This is a genomic window from Ketobacter alkanivorans (assembly GCF_002863865.1).
GTDB classification, from domain to species: Bacteria; Pseudomonadota; Gammaproteobacteria; order Pseudomonadales; family Ketobacteraceae; genus Ketobacter; species Ketobacter alkanivorans.
Genome location: NZ_CP022684.1, coordinates 3,795,590 through 3,815,352, shown reverse-complemented (window position 1 = coordinate 3,815,352; position 19,763 = coordinate 3,795,590). Strand labels below are relative to the sequence as shown.

Sequence of the window (19,763 nt, the reverse complement as noted above, 5' to 3'; positions counted from 1 at the left end):
TTTCTGCCCGGCCTTCCGTCGGCAGAACCGGCGATAAAGCAGGCAGTTAACGCAGTTATCTGCTAAACCTAATAAGAAAGCCACCCAGCTCAGAGAACAACAATAACCCCGTATCCATGTCCAATCTTATTATCCGCACAGATAATCTGCTCATTACCGATCCAGCCTTAAAGCATGAGATCGAGGACGTGCTGGCCTCGGGTTTCCGACTGCTGCGTTTCCCTGACTTTCTGGAACAGTTTTTCGCCCACTCCTATCGCAAACTCGCACTGAAAAACATGCTGTCCAATGCCGTATATCTGGTTGGGCTGTATGTGATCATGGGCATCGTGGTATTCGTACAGTTCGCCGGTCAAGACAAGGGGATGTTCACCTGGGCCTACGTGATTACTGGCTTCGGGCTGCTGTTCATCAATGTCTGCGCACGCCTGCCCAATATGGACAAAGCCTTCCACTGGTATACCGGCGTCACCTCAATGGTGATCCTGACGGCCATTATGGTGAGTGCCACCACCATTACCGACCCCATCGGCCTGGCCGGGCTGCACGCCATCAACATTTATGTAGTGATCATTATTTATGCTATGTCCAAGATGCGATTCTTCAACACCGTCATCTGGTGTCATCTGGCAGGGCTGGCCACACTGCTGATCAGCCGAACTTTTGATCTTCACTTCACCCAATTCGAATTTCAGACCTTCTTTATCTTCGCCAACGTCATCGGCATGGGCATCGCCTACATCATTGAGCACCGGGAGCGCGCTATGTTCCTGCAGGGGCTGCTGCTGGACATCGACAAAGCCGAGAAAGATCTGCTGAATCAGTATTTGGAGAAACTGTCACGGGAGGACTCGCTCACCGGACTGGCCAACCGACGTTACTTTGATGAACGCCTGAAAATGGAATGGCACCGTTGCCTGCGGGAGAAAAAACCCCTGTCGGTGATTCTGTTGGATATTGATTACTTCAAACAATACAACGACCACTATGGACACATGGCCGGGGATCACTGTCTGACCCAGATATCACGAGCCCTTAAGAAAGAAGCCAGCCGCCCTGCTGAACTGGTGGGTCGCTACGGCGGAGAAGAGTTTATTCTGCTGTACCCCAACATCGATGCCACCCAGATCAAAAACACCCTGATACGGATTCAACAACGAATACTGGAATTAAACATTCCCCACGAAGGCTCCCACGTGAAAAAAGTCGTGACCGCCAGCTTGGGCGCGGCCACGGTGTTTCCGGTGAAAAGCCTCGATCCAGAAAAGCTGGTGAGTGCGGCCGATCAAATGCTCTACAAGTCCAAAGAGAACGGCCGCAACGGCTGGTCCAACACTCAGATATCCCATTGCGAACCGGAGCAACAAACCCTGATCAACCTGGTTTAGCAACCACACCCACAGGGCTTGGTCACCGCCCGTCCCCATAGTAAGCTTGGCATCCACAATAAAAACAAATTCGAGGAACACCATGAAGTGGTCTCTGTCCATAGCAGCTTGCATTACGCTGTTGATTCTGGCGCTAATGTTCTGGAACACCTCCCCTGAGCAAGCCTCACCCCCGGTGCATACCGCTACCACCAGCGCCCACGCCGATGACCTGGATACAGCCCCACCCGCCAGCATCAATCCAAACCGCCCTAAAACTGCCCGCAGCGTGCACCTCCAGGGCCTTGATCAGACACTGGATATTGATAGCAAAGGTAACCTGATTACCGGCCCGGAAGTTCGCGAGCTGTTCGATGCCATCGCCCGTCAACAGGGCGCAATAGCGGCCGATGAATGGAAACAGTCGATCCTGGATCAATACGCCAATCAGCTCGGCCCCCGCGCTCATCAGCAGCTGCAAACTTTGCTGAATCGCTATATCGAATTCAACCTCGCCCTACAGTTACTGCCCATGGAGGGTGTCGCCAGCCTCAACGATGCTCTGCAGCGAGTGCAGCAGATTCGTGATGACTATCTGGGGCCGGACAGCGCCAACCTGTTCAGCGACTGGCAAGAGATGGAAACCTTCACCAGCCAATTCGTTCAACAAATGGTAAACACCCAGGATCCGGTCCAGCTCAAGCAATCCCTGCAGGAGCAAATCTATAGCCTACCCGTTACCGTGCAGCCCCAGGCGCAGAAAATACTGCAGCACAGCGAGGATCTATTCACGGCGCTGGCCACATCACGCCCCGATCCGGCAACCCTGAAAAGCGTGGCCGAGCAGATGGCAGCGCGGGCTTTGGTGCAGCCGGATTTCGTCTTCGGCGAACCCAGTCCGGCCTTCATGAATCAATATCAGCAGTACAGCCGAGCCAGGCAAACCTTAATGCAGCAAGGTGGTGTGACATCAGAGGATGATCCGCAGCTGAATCAACTGCGGCAGCAGTACTTCTCCGGCAGTGAGGTACTGAGGGTGAAAACACTGGATCGTGCCGAAATGTACTGAACGGGTTTAAAACCAGGTCGAGACTAATTCGGCACCAGCTCCAACAGGTTCAAGACAAAGCGCTGCATGTCAAAATCACCGGGCTGGGCGCTGAAACCTACACGCACCACCACCACATCATGGGCGGGCAGAGCCACCACAAAACGGTCATAAGAACCGGCAAAGGCAAAGGTGTCGGCGGGTAAATCAGGAAACAGGTTCTGGCTCCGATTAAGCCAAATGCCCGCACCATAGTCAGAATTGGTAGCGCTGGACGCAAGCGTGTATGCCACCCATTCCGGGGACAGAATCTGCGCATCCCCCAGGCGACCAGCGTTCATGTACAGGGTCGCCATCTCGGCCCAACCGCGGGTGGTGAGATACACACCCTCCCCCAGCAACGGATATTGTCCATCCGGTGAATACTCCAGGGCGAACGCACCACCAAGATCCCAGCCAGGATCAAACCAGCCCTCATGCTGAACCAGCGCTGTGGCCAGGTTCATAAAATCGCCACTGGAATAATTAAAACGGGTATTGGGCTCGACACTGTAAGGCTTGGTCGCAGCATAGCCACTGGGATCCACGCTGTTGTAAAACATCTGGCCCTGATCATTATTCTCCCCCAGCGCCGCCTCATGCCATTGCAGCCCTGAACTCATACGCAGGCTGTGATCCCAGCTGATGGCTGCACGTTGATCCAGCTCCCACCCCGGCAGCAGCATGGCATCGCTCACCGCAACAGCCCCGCTATCCACCAAACGCCCCACCAGCAGATTGGCAAAGCTCTTCGACATAGAAAAGCCCTTCAAAGGGGCATCCGGCCCCAGACCATCACGATAGGCTTCTGCAATCACCCGGTTGCCCTTCAGCACCAACAAGGCAGTAGTGTGCTCAGGAGCACCAACCGTAATCATGGCATCCAGATAGCCCTGCAGGGCAGAACCTGGGGTGAGATCTGTCACCAGAGAAGAACCGGGTTCAAGGGGAGCCGCTAACTCAGCAGAGGGAAGAACCGTGCCATAGTCGTTACGGCAATCAGACAAGGGCTGACTCGAGGTAGGAGCAGCGTATTTGGGAGCAAGCCAGGGGAACCAGAAATTGTTCACCGCAACCCGGCCGCGCTCATCCAGCCGCACATTCCAGCTGGGCTGGATCAAGGTTGCAATATTGGTGACGTACTGAATCGCGGCAGCGTCATCGTAGCCTTCCAGCCACACAGATGCGCATACATTCTTTGCCACATAACGCCCCAGAAGCGGCAGATCCTTTGTGTTATCACAGCCGGCCAGCCCCCAGACCAGCAGCAAGGCAATCCCTGATTTCCCCATCATGACATCCCCGTTGTCATTACCCCGGATAAGAACGCCCTCACTTTAATTACATTAAGCGGGCTAAACAAGCTGATAATCCAAATTCGGTACAATCGTCCTAATTAGACATGCGTAGCAGCCTACATCCTAATCGCTTACACAAATTGTACGTTTTAATTATTCTAAAACGATCTTCTAAGGAGTAGATTTTCACCACAAACGAAAAATAATGAAAACAAACTAGGGGAACTTCGTGGCTCAAGTACCACTACGCGACGGTGAAACAATGAATGTGATCCGGGTTGGCCGAGGCAAACCCGTCTTACTGCTGCACGGATTTGGCTCCCGAGGCGCTCACTGGCTACACAATGTATTGCCCTATAGCCGTCAATTTGAATTCTTTCTGCCAGACCTGCGGGGGTTCGGGCGCTCCCACCATGCGAACCTGGAGGGGCTGGATGTATTCGAAACCTATGCCAATGACGTACAGGATCTGCTCAATCATTTCCAATTAGACGACGTGATTCTGGGGGGCGTCTCCACCGGAGCCTATACCTGCCTCACCTACAACCAAATTCACGGTTTCGAGCGCATCGGCAAATACCTGAATATCGAACACGGAGCAAACAGCACCCACTGCCCCGGCAAAATAAACGGCATATTCGGAGCACAGCAGGAAGACCTGTTTCGTACTTTTTCGGAGCTGTTGGCGATTGCAAAAAATGCCGGAGATCAAACTGGCTACTGGCAGCTACCCAAAGAAACTCGCATCCAATTTCGAGACACCGTTGCACAGATCTATCGCATAGCCATGTATCGAGGCCTGTCCCAACGCATAATTGATCTGGCCGCCCGCTATGCAGAGCCTCTGCTGACCCGCTACATGATGCCGGTAGAAAAATGGCAGACCTATCTGAATGTCATGCAGGCATTCATGAACGGACGCGACACCAGAGATGCTCTGGCCAATATACAGGTGCCCACCACTTTAATGATGGGCCGCCAGTCCCGCTACTTCAGCCTGGAAGCCCAACACGAAATCGCCCACCACATCCCTCACGCCAAGGTTGTCATCTTCGATCGTGCAGGCCACGCACCGATGGTGGACCAACCTATCCAGTTCCAACGTGAGTTCGGCCGTTTCCTAAGGGAATAGCGATTAAAACCCACATTCTTAGAATCATTCGTTGCTATAAATACAGCCCAAGCCCTGATGCTCGTCAAAACTTGGCGAAATCAGGCGCTTTTTAGCGCCGCCTACCCTTTTGTACTTTCTTCCACCCAATCCTTTTCTACACTGAATTAAGTGCCCTTGAATTTCAGGCTTCACCAGGACAAACACAAAAGGACTGATCATGCGCGTCAATATGCCGGTGACTCAAAAAGAGGTTAAGCTGGCCCCAGGCCAAACCATCGTATCCAAAACCAACCCCAAAGGTGTGATCACCTACATCAATCGGGACTTTATCGAAATCAGTGGCTTCACCGAAACCGAGCTGATAGGGCAAGCACACAACCTGATTCGACACCCGGATATGCCGCAGGCAGCGTTCAAGGATCTATGGGAAACCGTACAGGCAGGCAAGCCCTGGCGCGGCATGGTCAAAAACCGCTGCAAGAACGGCGATCATTACTGGGTGGAAGCCAACGTCACCCCAATTTGGTCCGATGGCAAAATAACCGAATATATGTCGGTGCGCCACGCACCAAGTGCGCAACAGGTACAGGAGGCTGAGACCCTCTATGCCCGCCTCAACGCCGGCGAAAACGTACAACCCAGCGCCCTGGAAAAAATCACCAACTACTTTCAACAACAATCGCTAAAAGCCAAATTGAACTGGATCATCGCGGCCTTTGCCGCAGTCATGTGTGGTGATTTCATCGTCAGTGGCCAAGCCCTGCCTTGGGCCTATCTGGTCACCCTGGTATTAGGCGTAGTCGCACTGCAGCAATTCATGCAACGGTGTGTGATCGAGCCAATGGAAACCGCCACTGGCTCGCTCATGCAATTCAGCAGCGGCAACTTCGATAGTAACCTGCCTATTCACATAAACGATGAGCCAGGGCGTGTTCTGCAAGGTATGCAGTGCATGAAAATAAAACTGAACTTTGAGCTTGAGAACACGCGCCTCATTGCCAACGAGGCCTTGCGGGTCAAAAATGCACTGGACGTGTGTAATACCAACGTGATGCTGGCGGACAAAGACTACAACATCATCTACATGAATGAATCTCTGAATAAGATGATGAAAACCGCCGAGCCCGATCTTAAAACCGTCCTGACGCATTTCGAAGCCGACAAACTGATGGGCTGCAATATGGATATATTCCATAAAGATCCATCTCATCAGCGAAAAATTCTGGATGCCGCCAAAACCACCCACAGCCAGGAAGTACTGGTTGCAGGTCGCACCATTGTCATCACCGCAACGCCAGTGTTTGATGAACAGAAACATCGCCTGGGTACCGTTATCGAATGGTTGGATCGCACCGAAGAGCTGCGCAAGCACAACGAGCTGCAACGCATAGAACAGCTTAGAATCGATGAAGAACGACGTATCGCGAACGACAATGCCCGCATCAAGCAGGCACTGGATTCCGTTTCTGCCAACGTTATGGTGGCCGATACCGACCTGAACATTGTATACACCAATAAAGCCGTGCTCGAAATGATGAGCCATGCAGAAGATGACATCAAGAAAGAGCTGCCACGCTTTAGTGTCGCGAATCTGATGGGTGCCAATATCGACATCTATCACAAAGACCCAAGCCATCAACGCAGACTTCTGGGCAATCTGAAAGAACCGGTCAGCTCAACCTTTTTGTTAGGCGGCCGTACCCTGACTGTATTTGCCAGCCCGGTGTTTGATGATGAAGGCAACTCCATTGGCACGGTAGTGGAATGGTCTGATCGCACCGAAGAAGTCGCCATCGAAAAAGAACTGGACCACATGATCCGTTCGGCCGCCATAGGCAACCTGTCCCATCGCGCCACCACTGAAGGTCGCAGCGGTTTCTTCCTTGCCATGAGCCAGGGCATCAATCAGGTACTGGATATCTGCGAGGATGTAGTGGGCGAGATGGTCAGCATCATGGAAAAAATGGCCGACGGGGATCTACGCCACACCGTGGAAAAAGACTATCAAGGTGAATTTGGTCGCTTGAAAGACAACGTCAACAACACCATTCAACGCCTGGTGTCTATTGTCAGCGAGATCAATATTGCCACCACCTCCGTATTACAGGGCGCCAACGAAATTGCTCACGGAAACGCCGATCTAAGTCAGCGCACAGAGGAGCAGGCCTCCTCACTGGAAGAGACCGCTTCCAGCATGGAGGAAATGACCAGTGTCGTTAAGCAGAGCGCAGACAACACCATGCGCGTAGAGGAACTCACCAATAGCACCCGCAAGAACGCAGAGCGCAGCGGTACCGTGGCACAACGGGCGGTAGAAGCCATTAATGCCGTAAACGAAAGCAGTAAGAAAATTGCCGACATTATCGGCGTCATTGATGAGATCGCATTCCAAACCAATCTGCTGGCCCTAAATGCTGCAGTAGAAGCCGCCCGCGCCGGAGAGCAAGGCCGCGGGTTTGCAGTGGTGGCCGGTGAGGTCCGCAATTTGGCACAACGTTCCGCCAATGCGGCGAGGGAAATCAAAGAGCTGATCAATCTAAGTGTGACCCAAGTTGAAAACGGCACCACACAGGTTCAGGAATCAGGTCGTATGCTGAATGAAATCATCGGCTCCATCAATGATGTTGGCAAACTGGTGTCCGAGCTTGCTTTGTCTGCCAAAGAGCAGACCTCAGGCATCGAGCAAGTTAATGTCGCGGTCAGCCAAATGGATGAGATGACGCAGCAGAACGCAGCACTGGTTGAAGAGGCCTCCGCAGCCAGCGAAGCCATGGCAGAGCAGGCTCGCAGGCTGGGAGACCAAATTGCATTCTTCCAGATCAATAATTAGTTACGTGGCGTTTCCACATTAAAGGTCACACTGATGGGCGTGGTTCCGTTACGGAGCACGCCCTGCACTTCCCCTTCAATCCAAACATTGCCACGAGAAGTGATGGTTAAGGTACCATCGGATATTTCATCGTAACCGGTAAGGGTCGTATTGGCCCAATGGGAACCTGAAAAAATCACCATTGCATCCTGATTGCCATAAGGTTCAACGCCGTAACTACCCTCGCTCAAACCACCATCAGCCGTAATCGTCACCAATAGCGGATGCCCTAACACCTGCGTTGTCAACACCAGCACTTCACCTTGATCGGTTTCCGAGAACTGTACGCACACTAAATTGGAAGCAACAACATCGGGCAACAACGGCGAACTGACTCGGAACTCCCCCATATTGAACTGGGGGTTGGTGTCCATTTTTTCAAACTGGCGCGACTGATTGGTATAGGCCCATCGCATGGTGTCGTTATTGAGAACCTGCAATGGTGCCAAGTCATGATTGTATCCACTGTATTGGTTACCGCTTAGCGTCATGGAATCCACTTCGAACGCACGGCTGCAATCATTCATGGTCACAGAGTTGCCCGTGCCCCGCACCAACACTGTAGAATAGAACGTCTCACCGTCAAACTCTTCAATCATTCGCCACAACCCCTGCTTATTGGGGCTGCCCGAAGTTTTGCGCACCACATCATCCTGAGGCTGCTGCTCGCCTCCACAGCCAGGCAACACCAACAAAGATGACACCATCACGGCAGGTAACGCGGCTTTTAAAATAAATTGCATAGACATATCGTTAAACCTTGCTTGTTATTGTTGTTGTGATGCATCAAAAATCATTGTTGAGGATGTTTTCGATGTTGCGCTCTGCCAATGCGGAAATGGTCAGGGAGGGATTCACCGCTCCGGTACTGCCATTGATCATAGCGCCATCCATCACGTACAGGCGGTTATACCCGTGCAGACGGCCATGAGCGTCAGCTGCTTGCCCAAGAATCGCACCACCTAATGGATGTGCGGTAAAGGAATCATTGACGTCTGGCACGATACCCAACAGCCCAGGCAGGGTCAGACTGGCATCACAGATACGGTTGTTCATCTCACGGGTAGCAGCAACCACATCAGCGTTCCCATCTCTTGGCCACAGCAAGGTTGTTGAATCGGTTGCAGCGTCGTACTGGAATCGACAGCGATTGGTCATATCGAAGCCCATACCCAAAGAACCAATGGCAGTGAGGTTGACCGGCACATGCAAGGCGTACCAGTTTTCCATGGTGATCGGCGTACCAAAATTAGCATCATGAATAATGCTGGCAGAGGGTGAGGCCTGGTAAAGGCCCTGGAACTCACTGACCGTACGCACCACCGCCGTATCGCCATTGGTACCCCAACCTTCACCAATGTATTCATTAAGATCCGGCAATTCACCCAACTCTCTGGCCTTCAGCAGCAACTCAGTGGTGCCGATGGAGCCCGCCGCCATAAACAAGTAATCACAACTGATGGTGTACTCGTCAATGATTTCGCCCATAGGGTCGATCTGCTGAATCTGTACCAGATAGCGGCCAGAGGTATCTTGCCCCAGGCTCTTAACCTGCATACCAGGGTAGATCGTGGTGTAACCGGTTTCTTCCGCATACTTTAGGTAGTTCTGGGTTAAATCGAATTTGGCACCATTGCTGTTGCCATGATTGCTTTCCCCAATTGATGCCGAAGGCCTGCTGCGATAATGGAACTCCTTGCGCACAACATCCCAGTTCCAGATGCCATCAATGGGCTGCGGATCATAGCCCGCCAACCGAACCTGCTTATCCCAAACCCGCGAATGGCCAAAGGAGGGTTTGTAATAAAGATCCGTTGGCAATGAGCTGAGTCGCAACATCTCCCGTACGCGCGGGTAATATACGCGATGCATTTCATCGTAATTCACAACATCACCGAATATTGCGTCAAAATATTCCTGCGCTGGCTCAATCATCACGCCGGTAAATACTTTAGAACCACCACCCACACAGGCGCCGCGCCATACATCTATATTTTCATACTCGGTAACATCCAGAATGCCACCAAAGTCATCGAAAGAAACATTCAAACCCGTCAGTTGACGTGCACTGGTGCGATGCCAATAGGCTCGGCCATCAGGATAGAAATCATTAGGATGGATTTTGCGCCAGGGATCGATTGGCCAACGGCATCCACGTTCCAGTACGGTCGTCTGTATGCCCGCCTGGGATAGCCGCAGCGCGGAAATAGCGCCACCAAAACCGGAGCCGATCACAATGGCTGGCGTATAGGCAGGTGGCCTGGATACAGGAGCAAACAGTTCTGGAACCTGTAAACGGTATTTTTCTTCAGGAGTCATTGCCGCTGAAGCGAGTTGGGGAGCGGAAGCCATAGCACCGGCCGCGCCAACAGCCGCACCGGCTTTAAAAAAATCACGACGTTTCATTATTGTTATTGTCCGTTAGTAGCGGTGTGTGTTCGCTGCATGCACAACCGAGCACTCAAACAGCGATGGACAGGCGTAAGACACCTGCATTAATCCCAATACTACTCGAGCAAAAAGAAAATCAATTGTTTATAAGTGGGTATTATCGAAGCGCACTGGCCCAATAAAACCAAAGCCAGTGCAATTTTGTAAGTAATGAGAGACAGGTTATTCTGCCTCTCATTAATTGGAGAATAGTTTTATTGAGTTAAAAAGCTATGCGCTTACTACAAACATTGCCACAACACAGGCCAGTGCCAACACCCAGCAAATGGAGCGTACGGTTGCTTTGTCTGCTATATAGAAATAACCGTAAGCAATGCGCAAAGCGACAAAGTTTACCGCTAATAGATCAATCCAAAACTGCGGGCCACCCGCCAGATGCGCAATAATAACCGCCGCGATGAAACCCGGTAACGCTTCAAAGGTGTTGAGTTGCGCCCAATTGGCTCGCGCCCCTCGGCCTTCGAGTTCTGCCAGCCAGCTCCGCGGCTTGTTGTTATCAAATCCCCGTTTACTGCCCTTGGCTATCCAGGAAAAAGGATACGGCAAACATATAGCCACCAGTACACACCAATATGCGATCGTCATGTTTTCCTCATTACTCTTATTAGTCAGTCAGTCGTTTTAAGAAGCCACTAAGATAAATCCACGGGCAGCGCTCTGGCAATGGTGATTTCTGCCTCACTCAAGTCACACTGCCACGCCATTACCTCAACCCCGGCAGCGTGGGCCTGTCGTAATGCCTGTCCGTATTTCGGATCGATATGATCAGCAGGCTTGGCCATTTTCACCCCGCTGTGCTGCACGCAAAAAAACAACACCGCACGATGGCCCTGCCCAACCATCGCTTCCAGCTCGCGCAGATGTTTGCGGCCACGCTCGGTTACAGCATCAGGGAAGTAACCCACCTCACCCTCTCCCAAAGTCAGGCTCTTCACTTCCACGTAACATTGCTCGCCTGCTCTCTCCAGCAACAGATCAATACGACTGTTTTCGTCTCCGTATTTCACTTCGCTGCGAAGATTGTCATAACCAGCCAGCTCTGCAATGCGCCCAGATAAGATCGCTTCCTTAACCAGCCCATTGGCTCTGCCAGTATTGATGCCTGCAACGGCGCCATCACCCACCGAGACCATTTCCCAGGTGTGGCGATATTTTCGTTTCGGGTTTCCACTATCGCTAAGCCAAACAGCGCTCCCCGGCTCAGCGCAATTTTTCATTGAGCCAGTATTGGGGCAGTGCACAGTCAGTTCGCTGCCGTCTGCCAGGGTAATGTCTGCCAGAAAGCGCTTGTAGCGCTTGATCAGCACGCCCTGGATTAAAGGTGCATCAAATTTCATAGTCTGTTCTCGATGTATTATTGACCCACAAACTGCGCGATCCGATGCACTGCTTCCTGCAATCTATCCAAGCTGGCACTGTAGGCGATTCGAATATGCTGTTCGGCTTTATGGGTGCCAAAATCTATACCCGGGGTGACCGCCACACCACACCCGGTAATAAGTTGTTGGCAAAAATCAAAACTGTTATCGGTAATAGCCGATACATCGCAATACAGATAGAACGCTCCCTGAGGCACACAGGGAATACGAATACCCAACGTGGGCAAATGCTCCAACAGATAATCCCTGCGTTGCGCCATGATGCCCCTGCGCTCTTCGTACAGCGCCATGGATTCGTCACTGAACGCCTCCAGCGCCGCATGCTGGGCCACGGTGGGGGCTGCCAGGTAAAAGTTCTGGGCCAGCTTCTCCAGTGCTGCCACGTGCTGTTGCGGTGCCACCAGCCAGCCCAACCGCCACCCGGTCATATTGAAGTATTTAGAAAAACTATTAATCACAAACAGGCTGTCCTGCTCATCTGGCAGTGCCAACGCCGTTGCAGGTGCCTGCTCATAAGAAAGGCAGTGATAGATTTCATCCACCATTAATGCCCCATCGCGAGCATCGACCTCCTGCTTGATGGCGGCCATTTCAGTCATGGGTATCAACGTACCCGTAGGATTGGAAGGGGATGCCACCCACGCAGCTCGCGTAGACGGTTGCCAATGTTTTTTAACCAGGCTGGCGGAAAGCTGATAACCGGAATCCTCACCCACCGCGATACGCTGGGGTTGCGCACCCACAAGATGAAGGAAGTTGTCATTGCAAGGGTAGCCCGGATCGGTCAGCAACACCCCGTCCCCCGCGTTAAACAGCAACCCGCTGAACAGGCCGAGCCCCCCTGACGCGCCTGGTGTGATCAAAATGCGACTGGCTGGCACCTCCACCCCAAAACGAGTTTGGTAGAACCTTGCTATAGCCTCACGCAGCGCGGGCAACCCCAACGCGGTGGTGTAGCGGGTCTTGCCGGATTCCATGGCGCGCACCCCTGCTGCCACCACATTCTGCGGTGTAGGAAAATCGGGCTCACCCACCTCCAGATGAATAATATCCTTGCCCTGCTGCTCCAATTGTTGGGCCTGCTCCATCAGCGCCATCACGTGGAATGAGGTGATCTGCCCCACCCTGTCTGCAAGTTTTCGCAAAGCTGCCATCCTCTTGTCATCGTTTTTTCATAAAACTGGTAAAAGATCACACCCCATTAGTATTCCATACCCTGCCAATTGGGGTTATGATCGGGCGCTTGCTTTCAAACCCAGGGCGACTATGCTCGATATAACAAGCTGTTATATCAGGCTCGCCATGCTGATAATAGTCAGTATTAATAGAAGATGAGAGTACTGTAACGGATTGGCCCAGGCACCCACTGGATGAGAAGCCTAATGTGGAATACCGCAAGGTCAAGCAATATCAAGGATTTGCCAATCTTGGGATTTGCTGATATAGATTAAAGATTGAGCAGTTGCGAGGATTACGCTTATGGCAACAAGAAAAAAGAAAAACGTCGTAGAGCTTTCACGCTCTCACTTTGAACCTTATGAGCCCGCCAAAAACGAAGACTACATGAGCAAGGGTCAGCTTGAGCACTTCAAGAAGATCCTGCTTAACTGGCGTCAGGAGCTTATGGAAGAAGTGGATCGCACTGTGCACCACATGAAAGATGAGTCCGTCAACCTGCCGGACGCAGCCGACCGCGCCACCCAGGAAGAAGAATTCAGCCTGGAACTGCGCACTCGCGATCGTGAACGCAAACTGATTCGCAAAATCAACCAGGCCCTAGGCGCTATCGAGAAAGAAGAATATGGTTGGTGCGAGGCCTGCGGCATAGAAATTGGTATTCGCCGCCTGGAAGCTCGCCCCACTGCAACTCTGTGCATCGACTGCAAGACGCTGCAAGAGATCAAAGAAAAGCAATGGGGCACCTGATCGCACCCATTGCTTAACCAAGACAGGCACGGTCTTAACACCGTGCCTTTTTTGTTTTGCCCAGTTTGCTAACCGCCTATCATGACCGCTGACTACATCGGGCGATTTGCCCCCTCCCCTACGGGCCCGCTGCACATCGGGTCGCTTTTGACTGCGGTTGCCAGTTATGCTGATGCCAAAGCCAACCAAGGCACCTGGCTGGTGCGAATGGAGGATATCGACCCACCTCGGGAAATGTCCGGCGCTGCCGACAGCATCCTCGACACCCTGCAACACTACGGCCTGCACTGGGATGGTGAAGTGTATTACCAAAGCCAGCGCCAACAACATTATGAAGACGCCGTACGGCAACTGATCGACACGCACCAAGCTTTTTATTGCACCTGCTCACGCACTCAGATTCTGGCCGCTTCGGGCTCAACCACCTATCCCGGCACCTGCCGTCAGTGCCATACCACCCCCTCATCACCCTACGCAGTCCGCCTGCAAGTAATCGACCGCAACATCCGTTTTCACGACACACTTCAAGGCTCCATGGTGTGCAACCTGAAACAGCACGGGGGGGATTTCGTCATCAAGCGCAAGGAAGGGTTATACGCCTACCACCTGGCCGTAGTGCTGGACGATGCGGAGCAAGGCATAACTCACGTTGTGCGTGGCAGCGATTTACTGGAATCCACCTTCAGCCACTGGCACCTGCAAACGGTGATGGGGCTACCGCACCCCCATTACAGCCACCTGCCCGTTATCGTCAACCATGCCGGTCAGAAGCTGTCGAAGCAGACGTACGCAGAACCGATTCCCCACACCAACCCTGCACCCTATCTGCTCTATTGCCTGCATGCTCTGGGGCAGCATCCGCCACAGTCTCTTAAAGGTGCCAGCGCAGCAACGATTCTGCTGTGGGCTACCGAACACTGGTGCCTGCAATCAGTGCCCCACCAACGCACCATTCGCGAACAGTCTTTGCAACACCCAGCGTCCTAACGTACCATCTGTAGATGTCATACTCTGGTTGTTGTCATGTACATTGATCGGCTGGTTCTTATATTCATCGCAGGCGCTTATGTGCTGTCGCCCTCACTGATGCAGTGGTGGGCCGAGAGCGGCACAGCCTGGTGGCGACCCTTTATTGTGTGGGGGCTGCTGATTGCGGTGACGTTCTGGATTGCTCGGAGTCGGGATCTGGATGGATTTTAGTGTTGCCCAGCTGTTTGGTATCGGTGTCGGATATCTGCTGCTGTTTTTTCTGGTGGCCTACCTCACCGAACAAGGCTACATTCCTGCCCGCATCGTTCGCCACCCAGCCACTTATGTGCTGTCACTGGGTGTGTTTGCCAGTGCCTGGGCCATTTACGGTGCCGTAGGCTTCGCCCACGATTTCGGCTACAACTTTCTGGCCTATTATCTGGGCATTTCCGGGGCCTTTATGCTGGCCCCCATCATCCTCGCCCCCATTCTCAAGTTAACCCAAACCTATCAGCTGGGCTCGCTGGCAGATCTGCTGTCGTTTCGCTATCGCAGCCCGGTCGTAGGTGCGGTGGTCACCATTACTATGCTGGTGGGCATCATGCCGCTGCTGGCGCTGCAGATTCAAGCCGTGGCCGACGCAATCCACATCCTCAACGAAGACACCTCACCCGAAATGCTGGCATTCGCTTTTGTGGTGTTGATTATCATGTTCGCTATCCTGTTTGGTGCCCGCCATATCAGCACTCGTGAGAAACACGAAGGCCTGGTAGTGGCCATCGCCTTCGAGTCACTGGTAAAACTGGTGGGCTTTCTGCTGGTGGGCGGTATCATTCTGTTCGATGTTTTTGGAGGCCCCAGCGGCCTGAACAATTGGCTGGAGGATCACCCGGAGCAACTGGTGTCCCTTTACCAGCCGCTTGAGGAAGGCCCTTGGCGAGCACTGGTGGCAGCGTTCTTTGTGGCATCGGTGGCCATGCCCCACATGTTCCATATGGCATTCACCGAGAACCTCAACCCGCGCGCCATCCTGACCGCCAGCTGGGGGTTGCCGCTCTACCTGTTCCTGATTGCCCTGCCGGTGCTGATCATTGTGTGGGCTGCGGCCAAACTCAACATATTCAGCAACCCCGAATATTTCACTCTGCTGGTACCGCAGGCGATGGAATCCAAATGGCTGGCAATCCTGGGTTTTGCGGCGGGCCTGTCTGCCGCCAGTGGCGTAATCATTGTCTGCACCCTGTCGCTGTCGGCCATGTTCCTCAACCATCTGGTGCTGCCTATGGCACCATTCTACCGCCGCACCAACCTGTACTCGTGGCTACTGTGGATGCGGCGCTTACTGATTACCGCGATCGTGCTGGTGAGTTACCTGTTTTACGTGGTCATGCAAAACAAGCACACCCTCTCTGAACTGGGATTTCTGGCGTTCGTTGCAACCATGCAATTTGTGCCAGGGCTGTTTGGCGTGCTGTTGTGGCCCAAGGCGAACAAAGATGGATTCCTGGCGGGTCTGGCGGCGGGCATCAGCGTGTGGCTGTTCGGGCTGTTGCTGCCAGTACTGCTGGGTATACAAATTCACATCTCTGCACCGCTGTTAATTAACGACCTGTTCCCCACCCCCAACAACAGCTATATGGTGGCCACCTTTGCCATCTTCATTAACTCCACCATTTTCGGCATCGTCTCCATGCTGACGGAATCCTCCCCTGCCGAAAAACAGGCCGCAGAGACCTGCAACGTAGACAACTTGCGCCGCCCCCAGCGCTGGGAGCTGTCCATTTCCTCGGCCCGCGAATTTGTTGGCCGCCTTGCCAAACCGCTGGGGGCCAGCACCGCCCGGCGCGAAGTCGAACTGGCCTTGAACGATCTCGCCATGAGCCTGGACGAAACCCGCCCCTACGCCCTGCGCCGCTTACGGGATCAGCTGGAAAGCAACCTGTCCGGTTTGCTGGGGCCATCGGTGGCTCATGAGATCATGAACACCTCTGTGCCCTACGTCATCCACACCAACGACACCAGCGGCCAGGACATCCACTTCATCGAAAGCCGACTGGAAGAGTACCACGACAAACTCACAGGCCTTGCAGGTGAACTGGACAGCCTGCGACGCTTTCACCGTCAAACCCTGCAAGATCTACCGGTGGGGGTTTGCTCGCTGGGTAGCGATGGCGAGGTGCTGGGCTGGAACAGCGCACTGGAAACCATTACCCGCATCTCTCCAGACCAAATCCTCGGCTCTCAGATCAGCCATCTGCCCCAACCCTGGAACCAAGTGTTCAGCCAATTCATTGATGTCGACTCCCGCAACCAGCAGATCGAAGTGGAGCTGGATGGCGTACAACGCTGGATCAGCCTGCACAAAGCGGCCATTGGCTTGGGCAAATCCAAACAAGCCCACAGCGGTCAAGTGGTTGTGGTAGAAGACACCACCGAAATCAAAATGCTGGAACACCATGTGGCTCACAACGAACGCCTGGCCTCTGTGGGCAAACTGGCCGCCGGGGTGGCGCATGAAATTGGCAACCCCATTACCGGCATCGCCTGCCTGGCACAAAATCTGCGATACGACAGCGAAGCACCCGCCATCCTGGAAAGCGCCGACCAAATCCTGGATCAGACCAAGCGCATTACTCGTATCGTGCAATCTCTGGTGAGCTTCAGCCACAGCGGCACCACCGAAGTCGCCATGGAGCCCGTATACGTACACGAATGCGTCCAAGAAGCCATTGACCTGCTGAGCCTGAATAAAGAGGTGACGCAGGTTGCGTTTACCAACCTGGCCGACGCCTCGCACTGCGTTAAAGGCGATCAGCAACGCCTCACGCAAGTGTTCATCAACCTGCTCAGCAATGCGCGGGATGCCATGAACATCGACGGGGAAGTTAAAATATTAAGCCATGAGAAAGACCACACCATCGTAATAGAGGTGGAGGATAACGGCAGCGGCATCCCACCGGATGTACTCAAGCGAATTTACGAACCCTTCGTAACCACCAAAGACCCTGGCAAGGGAACGGGCCTGGGTATGTCTTTGGTATACAGCATCATCGAAGAGCACTACGGCCAAATTACGATACAGAGCCCGCTGGATTCCGAAAATGGCGGAACCCGTGTTACCATTACTCTGCCTCGCTATACACTGTTATCCGAAGGCAACACCACTGTCGACCATGAGGAACAGCATGAGCCACATCCTGATCGTTGAAGACGAAGCAGTTATACGCAACGCATTGCGTCGTCTTTTGGAGCGCAACGGCTACCAGATAAGCGAAGCCGGTGCAGTGCAGGATGCTGTAGACACCTTCAAGCTCACAGACTTCGACCTGATCATTACCGACCTGCGCCTGCCGGGTGCTCCGGGTACAGACATCATTCCACAAGCCGAAGGCGTCCCCGTACTGGTGATGACCAGTTACGCCAGCCTCAAATCCGCTGTTGAATCCATGAAAATGGGCGCTGTGGACTACATCTCCAAACCCTTCGACCACGACGAAATGCTGATGTCCGTGGAGCGCATCCTCAAAGAGAAAGCGCTGGAACGGGAAAACCAGGCCCTGAAATCACAAATCAGCAGAGATTTCCCCCTCACCGGCATGATCGGTGCCTGCGAAGCCATGCAGGCATTGTTTAAAAACATCCAGAAAGTCGCCCCCACAGACTCCACCGTACTGGTACTGGGTGAGTCCGGCACCGGTAAAGAACTGGTGGCACGGGCGGTTCACGACCAAAGCCATCGTCACGGCGGCCCCCTGATCTCGGTAAACTGCGCCGCCATCCCAGAGACATTGATCGAATCAGAACTGTTTGGTCACGAGAAAGGCGCATTTACAGGGGCCAACGCCAATCGCAAAGGCCTGGTAGAGGCTGCCGATGGCGGCACCCTGTTTCTGGACGAAATAGGTGAACTGCCCCTGGAAGCTCAAGCCCGCCTGTTGCGACTGCTGCAGGAAAAAGAAGTGCGCCGGGTTGGTTCCGTGCAATCCAAAACCGTGGATGTACGGCTAGTGGCCGCCACCCACCGTAACCTGAAAAGCCTGGCAAAAGAGGGGCGCTTTCGGGAGGATCTGTATTATCGCCTGCACGTAGTGGAGCTGAAGCTGCCCCCCTTGCGGGATCGGGGTGATGACATTGAAAAACTCGCCCGCGAACTCCTGATCCGCACCGCCCGCCGCATGGCCAAGCAAGAGATGAGCTTTTCCAAGGAAGCCCTCGACGCCATTAACCTGTATCGATGGCCGGGCAACGTTCGGGAGCTGGAAAACGCGATCGAGCGCGCCGTAATCCTGTGTGATGGCCAAATAATCGCCCCAGACCTGATGGCGCTGGACATGCACCCCGAGTCCGAGTACGAGCTGGACGACGACATCACACTACCCACACCCCGCACAAGCCTCACCAAGCACGAAGAAGTGCCAGATCCTGCAGAAGACCTCTCGCTGGAAGACTATTTCCAACGCTTCGTAATGGAACACCAGGAGCAAATGACGGAAACCGAGCTGGCACAAAAGCTGGGAATCAGCCGTAAGTGCCTGTGGGAGCGACGTCAAAGACTTGGCATCCCCCGCAAAAAGCCTGCTGCACGCTAAAGACGGAATACCGTCACTTTTCTACCGGTAACAACTGTCTATTTTTTGACCTTATGTTACGGAATGTTACCGTACAAAACACCCATTCGATGAAAATAACGCCTTGCCCCTAAGGGCATCGAGCTTTACCGCCCTCAAAACCTTGAATTGTTAACAAATTTTACCAAGCGTAACGTGCGTGTTACCGACGGTACTCCACACACAAGTGTTACCGCTCTACACACAAAAGGAAACACATACACAGTTTTCAGGTAACAGAATATTGACTTTTCACCCCACTTACAGACGGTAACAATCATAACCTACTGTTATTTAACAAATAATTTATTTTCGGCCGAGTTGGCACGCGCCCTGCTATATATCTAGCGTACCAACAAGGATCAGCCAGACATAACTAATAACAATAATAAATGGCCCCCTTGAACAGTCGAGAGCGATAACAACAATAATAATAAAGCTCGGTGGTCACTTTTTGAGTGGCATACAGAAAGAGGACAACCCCAGGGTTGTGAGCCATATAAACAATAATAATAAATGGCTTAGATTGAAAGATCCCTCTTACTGCCGCAACCACCAATAAAAAAGTAAAACAATAAAAATAAGAAACGCGATAATAAAAACAAAAACAGATCGCAAAAAAACAACAATAAGAGTCGGCACAAGACTGGGCCTTCGGGCCCAGTCAGAAAAGAATAGAGCTTCTATAAAAACTAT

Annotated in this window: 15 protein-coding genes; 9 read left to right on the top strand and 6 right to left on the bottom strand. The window is 52.9% G+C overall.

What is annotated here, in order from left to right:
* Positions 1-116 precede the first annotated feature (116 nt).
* Both Kalk_RS16205 and Kalk_RS16200 read left to right on the top strand, forming a co-directional pair.
* Positions 117-1,388 carry a GGDEF domain-containing protein gene (locus Kalk_RS16205; RefSeq protein WP_101895247.1) on the top strand — a complete coding sequence of 424 codons (1,272 nt, stop codon included), beginning with the start codon at positions 117-119 and terminating at the stop codon, positions 1,386-1,388.
* A gap of 82 nt (positions 1,389-1,470) precedes the next feature.
* Positions 1,471-2,436, top strand: coding sequence for a lipase secretion chaperone (locus Kalk_RS16200; protein WP_101895246.1), 966 nt, complete (start codon positions 1,471-1,473; stop codon positions 2,434-2,436).
* A 23-nt stretch (positions 2,437-2,459) separates the two neighbouring features.
* Here the strand turns inward: Kalk_RS16200 and Kalk_RS16195 are convergent, their stop codons facing one another.
* Positions 2,460-3,749 (bottom strand): serine hydrolase domain-containing protein, encoded by a 1,290-nt coding sequence (locus Kalk_RS16195; RefSeq protein ID WP_101895245.1) that lies wholly within the window; start codon positions 3,747-3,749, stop codon positions 2,460-2,462.
* A gap of 232 nt (positions 3,750-3,981) precedes the next feature.
* Here Kalk_RS16195 and Kalk_RS16190 point away from each other — a divergent pair, with 232 nt between their 5' ends.
* A complete protein-coding gene (locus Kalk_RS16190; RefSeq protein ID WP_158643535.1) occupies positions 3,982-4,884 on the top strand; it encodes an alpha/beta fold hydrolase in 903 nt (300 codons plus the stop codon).
* 199 nt (positions 4,885-5,083) lie between these two features.
* Positions 5,084-7,696, top strand: a complete 2,613-nt coding sequence (locus Kalk_RS16185; protein WP_101895243.1) for a methyl-accepting chemotaxis protein — start codon at positions 5,084-5,086, stop codon at positions 7,694-7,696.
* On the opposite strand, the gene Kalk_RS16180 is transcribed toward Kalk_RS16185, so the two are convergent.
* The 5 genes from Kalk_RS16180 to Kalk_RS16160 form a co-directional block, all read right to left on the bottom strand.
* Entirely contained in the window at positions 7,693-8,484 is a 792-nt protein-coding gene (locus Kalk_RS16180; RefSeq protein ID WP_101895242.1) for a hypothetical protein, read from the bottom strand. The genes Kalk_RS16185 and Kalk_RS16180 overlap by 4 nt on opposite strands.
* A 37-nt stretch (positions 8,485-8,521) precedes the next feature.
* Entirely contained in the window at positions 8,522-10,141 is a 1,620-nt protein-coding gene (locus tag Kalk_RS16175) for a GMC oxidoreductase (RefSeq protein ID WP_101895241.1), read from the bottom strand.
* Positions 10,142-10,396: 255 nt separating this feature from the next.
* The gene (locus Kalk_RS16170) at positions 10,397-10,771 is read right to left on the bottom strand and encodes an MAPEG family protein (protein WP_101895240.1); all 375 of its coding nucleotides are present in this window, start codon (positions 10,769-10,771) and stop codon (positions 10,397-10,399) included.
* Between the two features lie 47 nt (positions 10,772-10,818).
* Complete coding sequence (gene sfsA, locus Kalk_RS16165; protein ID WP_101895239.1) at positions 10,819-11,523, bottom strand: DNA/RNA nuclease SfsA; 705 nt, start codon at positions 11,521-11,523, stop codon at positions 10,819-10,821.
* Between the two features lie 17 nt (positions 11,524-11,540).
* Positions 11,541-12,710: a pyridoxal phosphate-dependent aminotransferase gene (locus Kalk_RS16160; protein ID WP_101896357.1), complete on the bottom strand. Its 1,170-nt coding sequence runs from the start codon at positions 12,708-12,710 to the stop codon at positions 11,541-11,543.
* A 334-nt stretch (positions 12,711-13,044) separates the two neighbouring features.
* On the opposite strand from Kalk_RS16160, the gene dksA reads away from it, so the two are divergent.
* From dksA to Kalk_RS16140, 5 genes are all read left to right on the top strand, one after another.
* On the top strand, positions 13,045-13,491 hold the full coding sequence (dksA, locus tag Kalk_RS16155) for an RNA polymerase-binding protein DksA (protein ID WP_101895238.1): 447 nt from the start codon (positions 13,045-13,047) through the stop codon (positions 13,489-13,491).
* Positions 13,492-13,572: 81 nt separating this feature from the next.
* Complete coding sequence (gene gluQRS, locus Kalk_RS16150) at positions 13,573-14,478, top strand: tRNA glutamyl-Q(34) synthetase GluQRS (protein WP_101895237.1); 906 nt, start codon at positions 13,573-13,575, stop codon at positions 14,476-14,478.
* Positions 14,479-14,514: 36 nt separating this feature from the next.
* Positions 14,515-14,691, top strand: coding sequence for a hypothetical protein (locus Kalk_RS21375; protein ID WP_199767935.1), 177 nt, complete (start codon positions 14,515-14,517; stop codon positions 14,689-14,691).
* Positions 14,681-17,668: a sensor histidine kinase gene (locus tag Kalk_RS16145; protein WP_101895236.1), complete on the top strand. Its 2,988-nt coding sequence runs from the start codon at positions 14,681-14,683 to the stop codon at positions 17,666-17,668. Before Kalk_RS21375 ends, Kalk_RS16145 begins: the two co-directional genes overlap by 11 nt.
* Entirely contained in the window at positions 17,646-19,049 is a 1,404-nt protein-coding gene (locus Kalk_RS16140) for a sigma-54-dependent transcriptional regulator (protein ID WP_101895235.1), read from the top strand. The genes Kalk_RS16145 and Kalk_RS16140 overlap by 23 nt, the downstream gene beginning before the upstream one ends.
* The last annotated feature ends 714 nt before the right edge of the window (positions 19,050-19,763 follow it).

Excerpts from the sequence above, each read along its gene's own strand:
- sfsA (WP_101895239.1), bottom strand. The coding sequence starts at position 11,523 with ATGAAATTTGATGCACCTTTAATCCAGGGCGTGCTGATCAAGCGCTAC.
- Kalk_RS16205 (WP_101895247.1), top strand. The coding sequence starts at position 117 with ATGTCCAATCTTATTATCCGCACAGATAATCTGCTCATTACCGATCCA.
- Kalk_RS16175 (WP_101895241.1), bottom strand. The coding sequence starts at position 10,141 with ATGAAACGTCGTGATTTTTTTAAAGCCGGTGCGGCTGTTGGCGCGGCC.
- Kalk_RS16145 (WP_101895236.1), top strand. The coding sequence starts at position 14,681 with ATGGATTTTAGTGTTGCCCAGCTGTTTGGTATCGGTGTCGGATATCTG.
- Kalk_RS16140 (WP_101895235.1), top strand. The coding sequence starts at position 17,646 with ATGAGCCACATCCTGATCGTTGAAGACGAAGCAGTTATACGCAACGCA.
- gluQRS (WP_101895237.1), top strand. The coding sequence starts at position 13,573 with ATGACCGCTGACTACATCGGGCGATTTGCCCCCTCCCCTACGGGCCCG.
- Kalk_RS16195 (WP_101895245.1), bottom strand. The coding sequence starts at position 3,749 with ATGATGGGGAAATCAGGGATTGCCTTGCTGCTGGTCTGGGGGCTGGCC.
- Kalk_RS21375 (WP_199767935.1), top strand. The coding sequence starts at position 14,515 with ATGTACATTGATCGGCTGGTTCTTATATTCATCGCAGGCGCTTATGTG.
- Kalk_RS16180 (WP_101895242.1), bottom strand. The coding sequence starts at position 8,484 with ATGTCTATGCAATTTATTTTAAAAGCCGCGTTACCTGCCGTGATGGTG.
- Kalk_RS16170 (WP_101895240.1), bottom strand. The coding sequence starts at position 10,771 with ATGACGATCGCATATTGGTGTGTACTGGTGGCTATATGTTTGCCGTAT.
- dksA (WP_101895238.1), top strand. The coding sequence starts at position 13,045 with ATGGCAACAAGAAAAAAGAAAAACGTCGTAGAGCTTTCACGCTCTCAC.
- Kalk_RS16185 (WP_101895243.1), top strand. The coding sequence starts at position 5,084 with ATGCGCGTCAATATGCCGGTGACTCAAAAAGAGGTTAAGCTGGCCCCA.
- Kalk_RS16200 (WP_101895246.1), top strand. The coding sequence starts at position 1,471 with ATGAAGTGGTCTCTGTCCATAGCAGCTTGCATTACGCTGTTGATTCTG.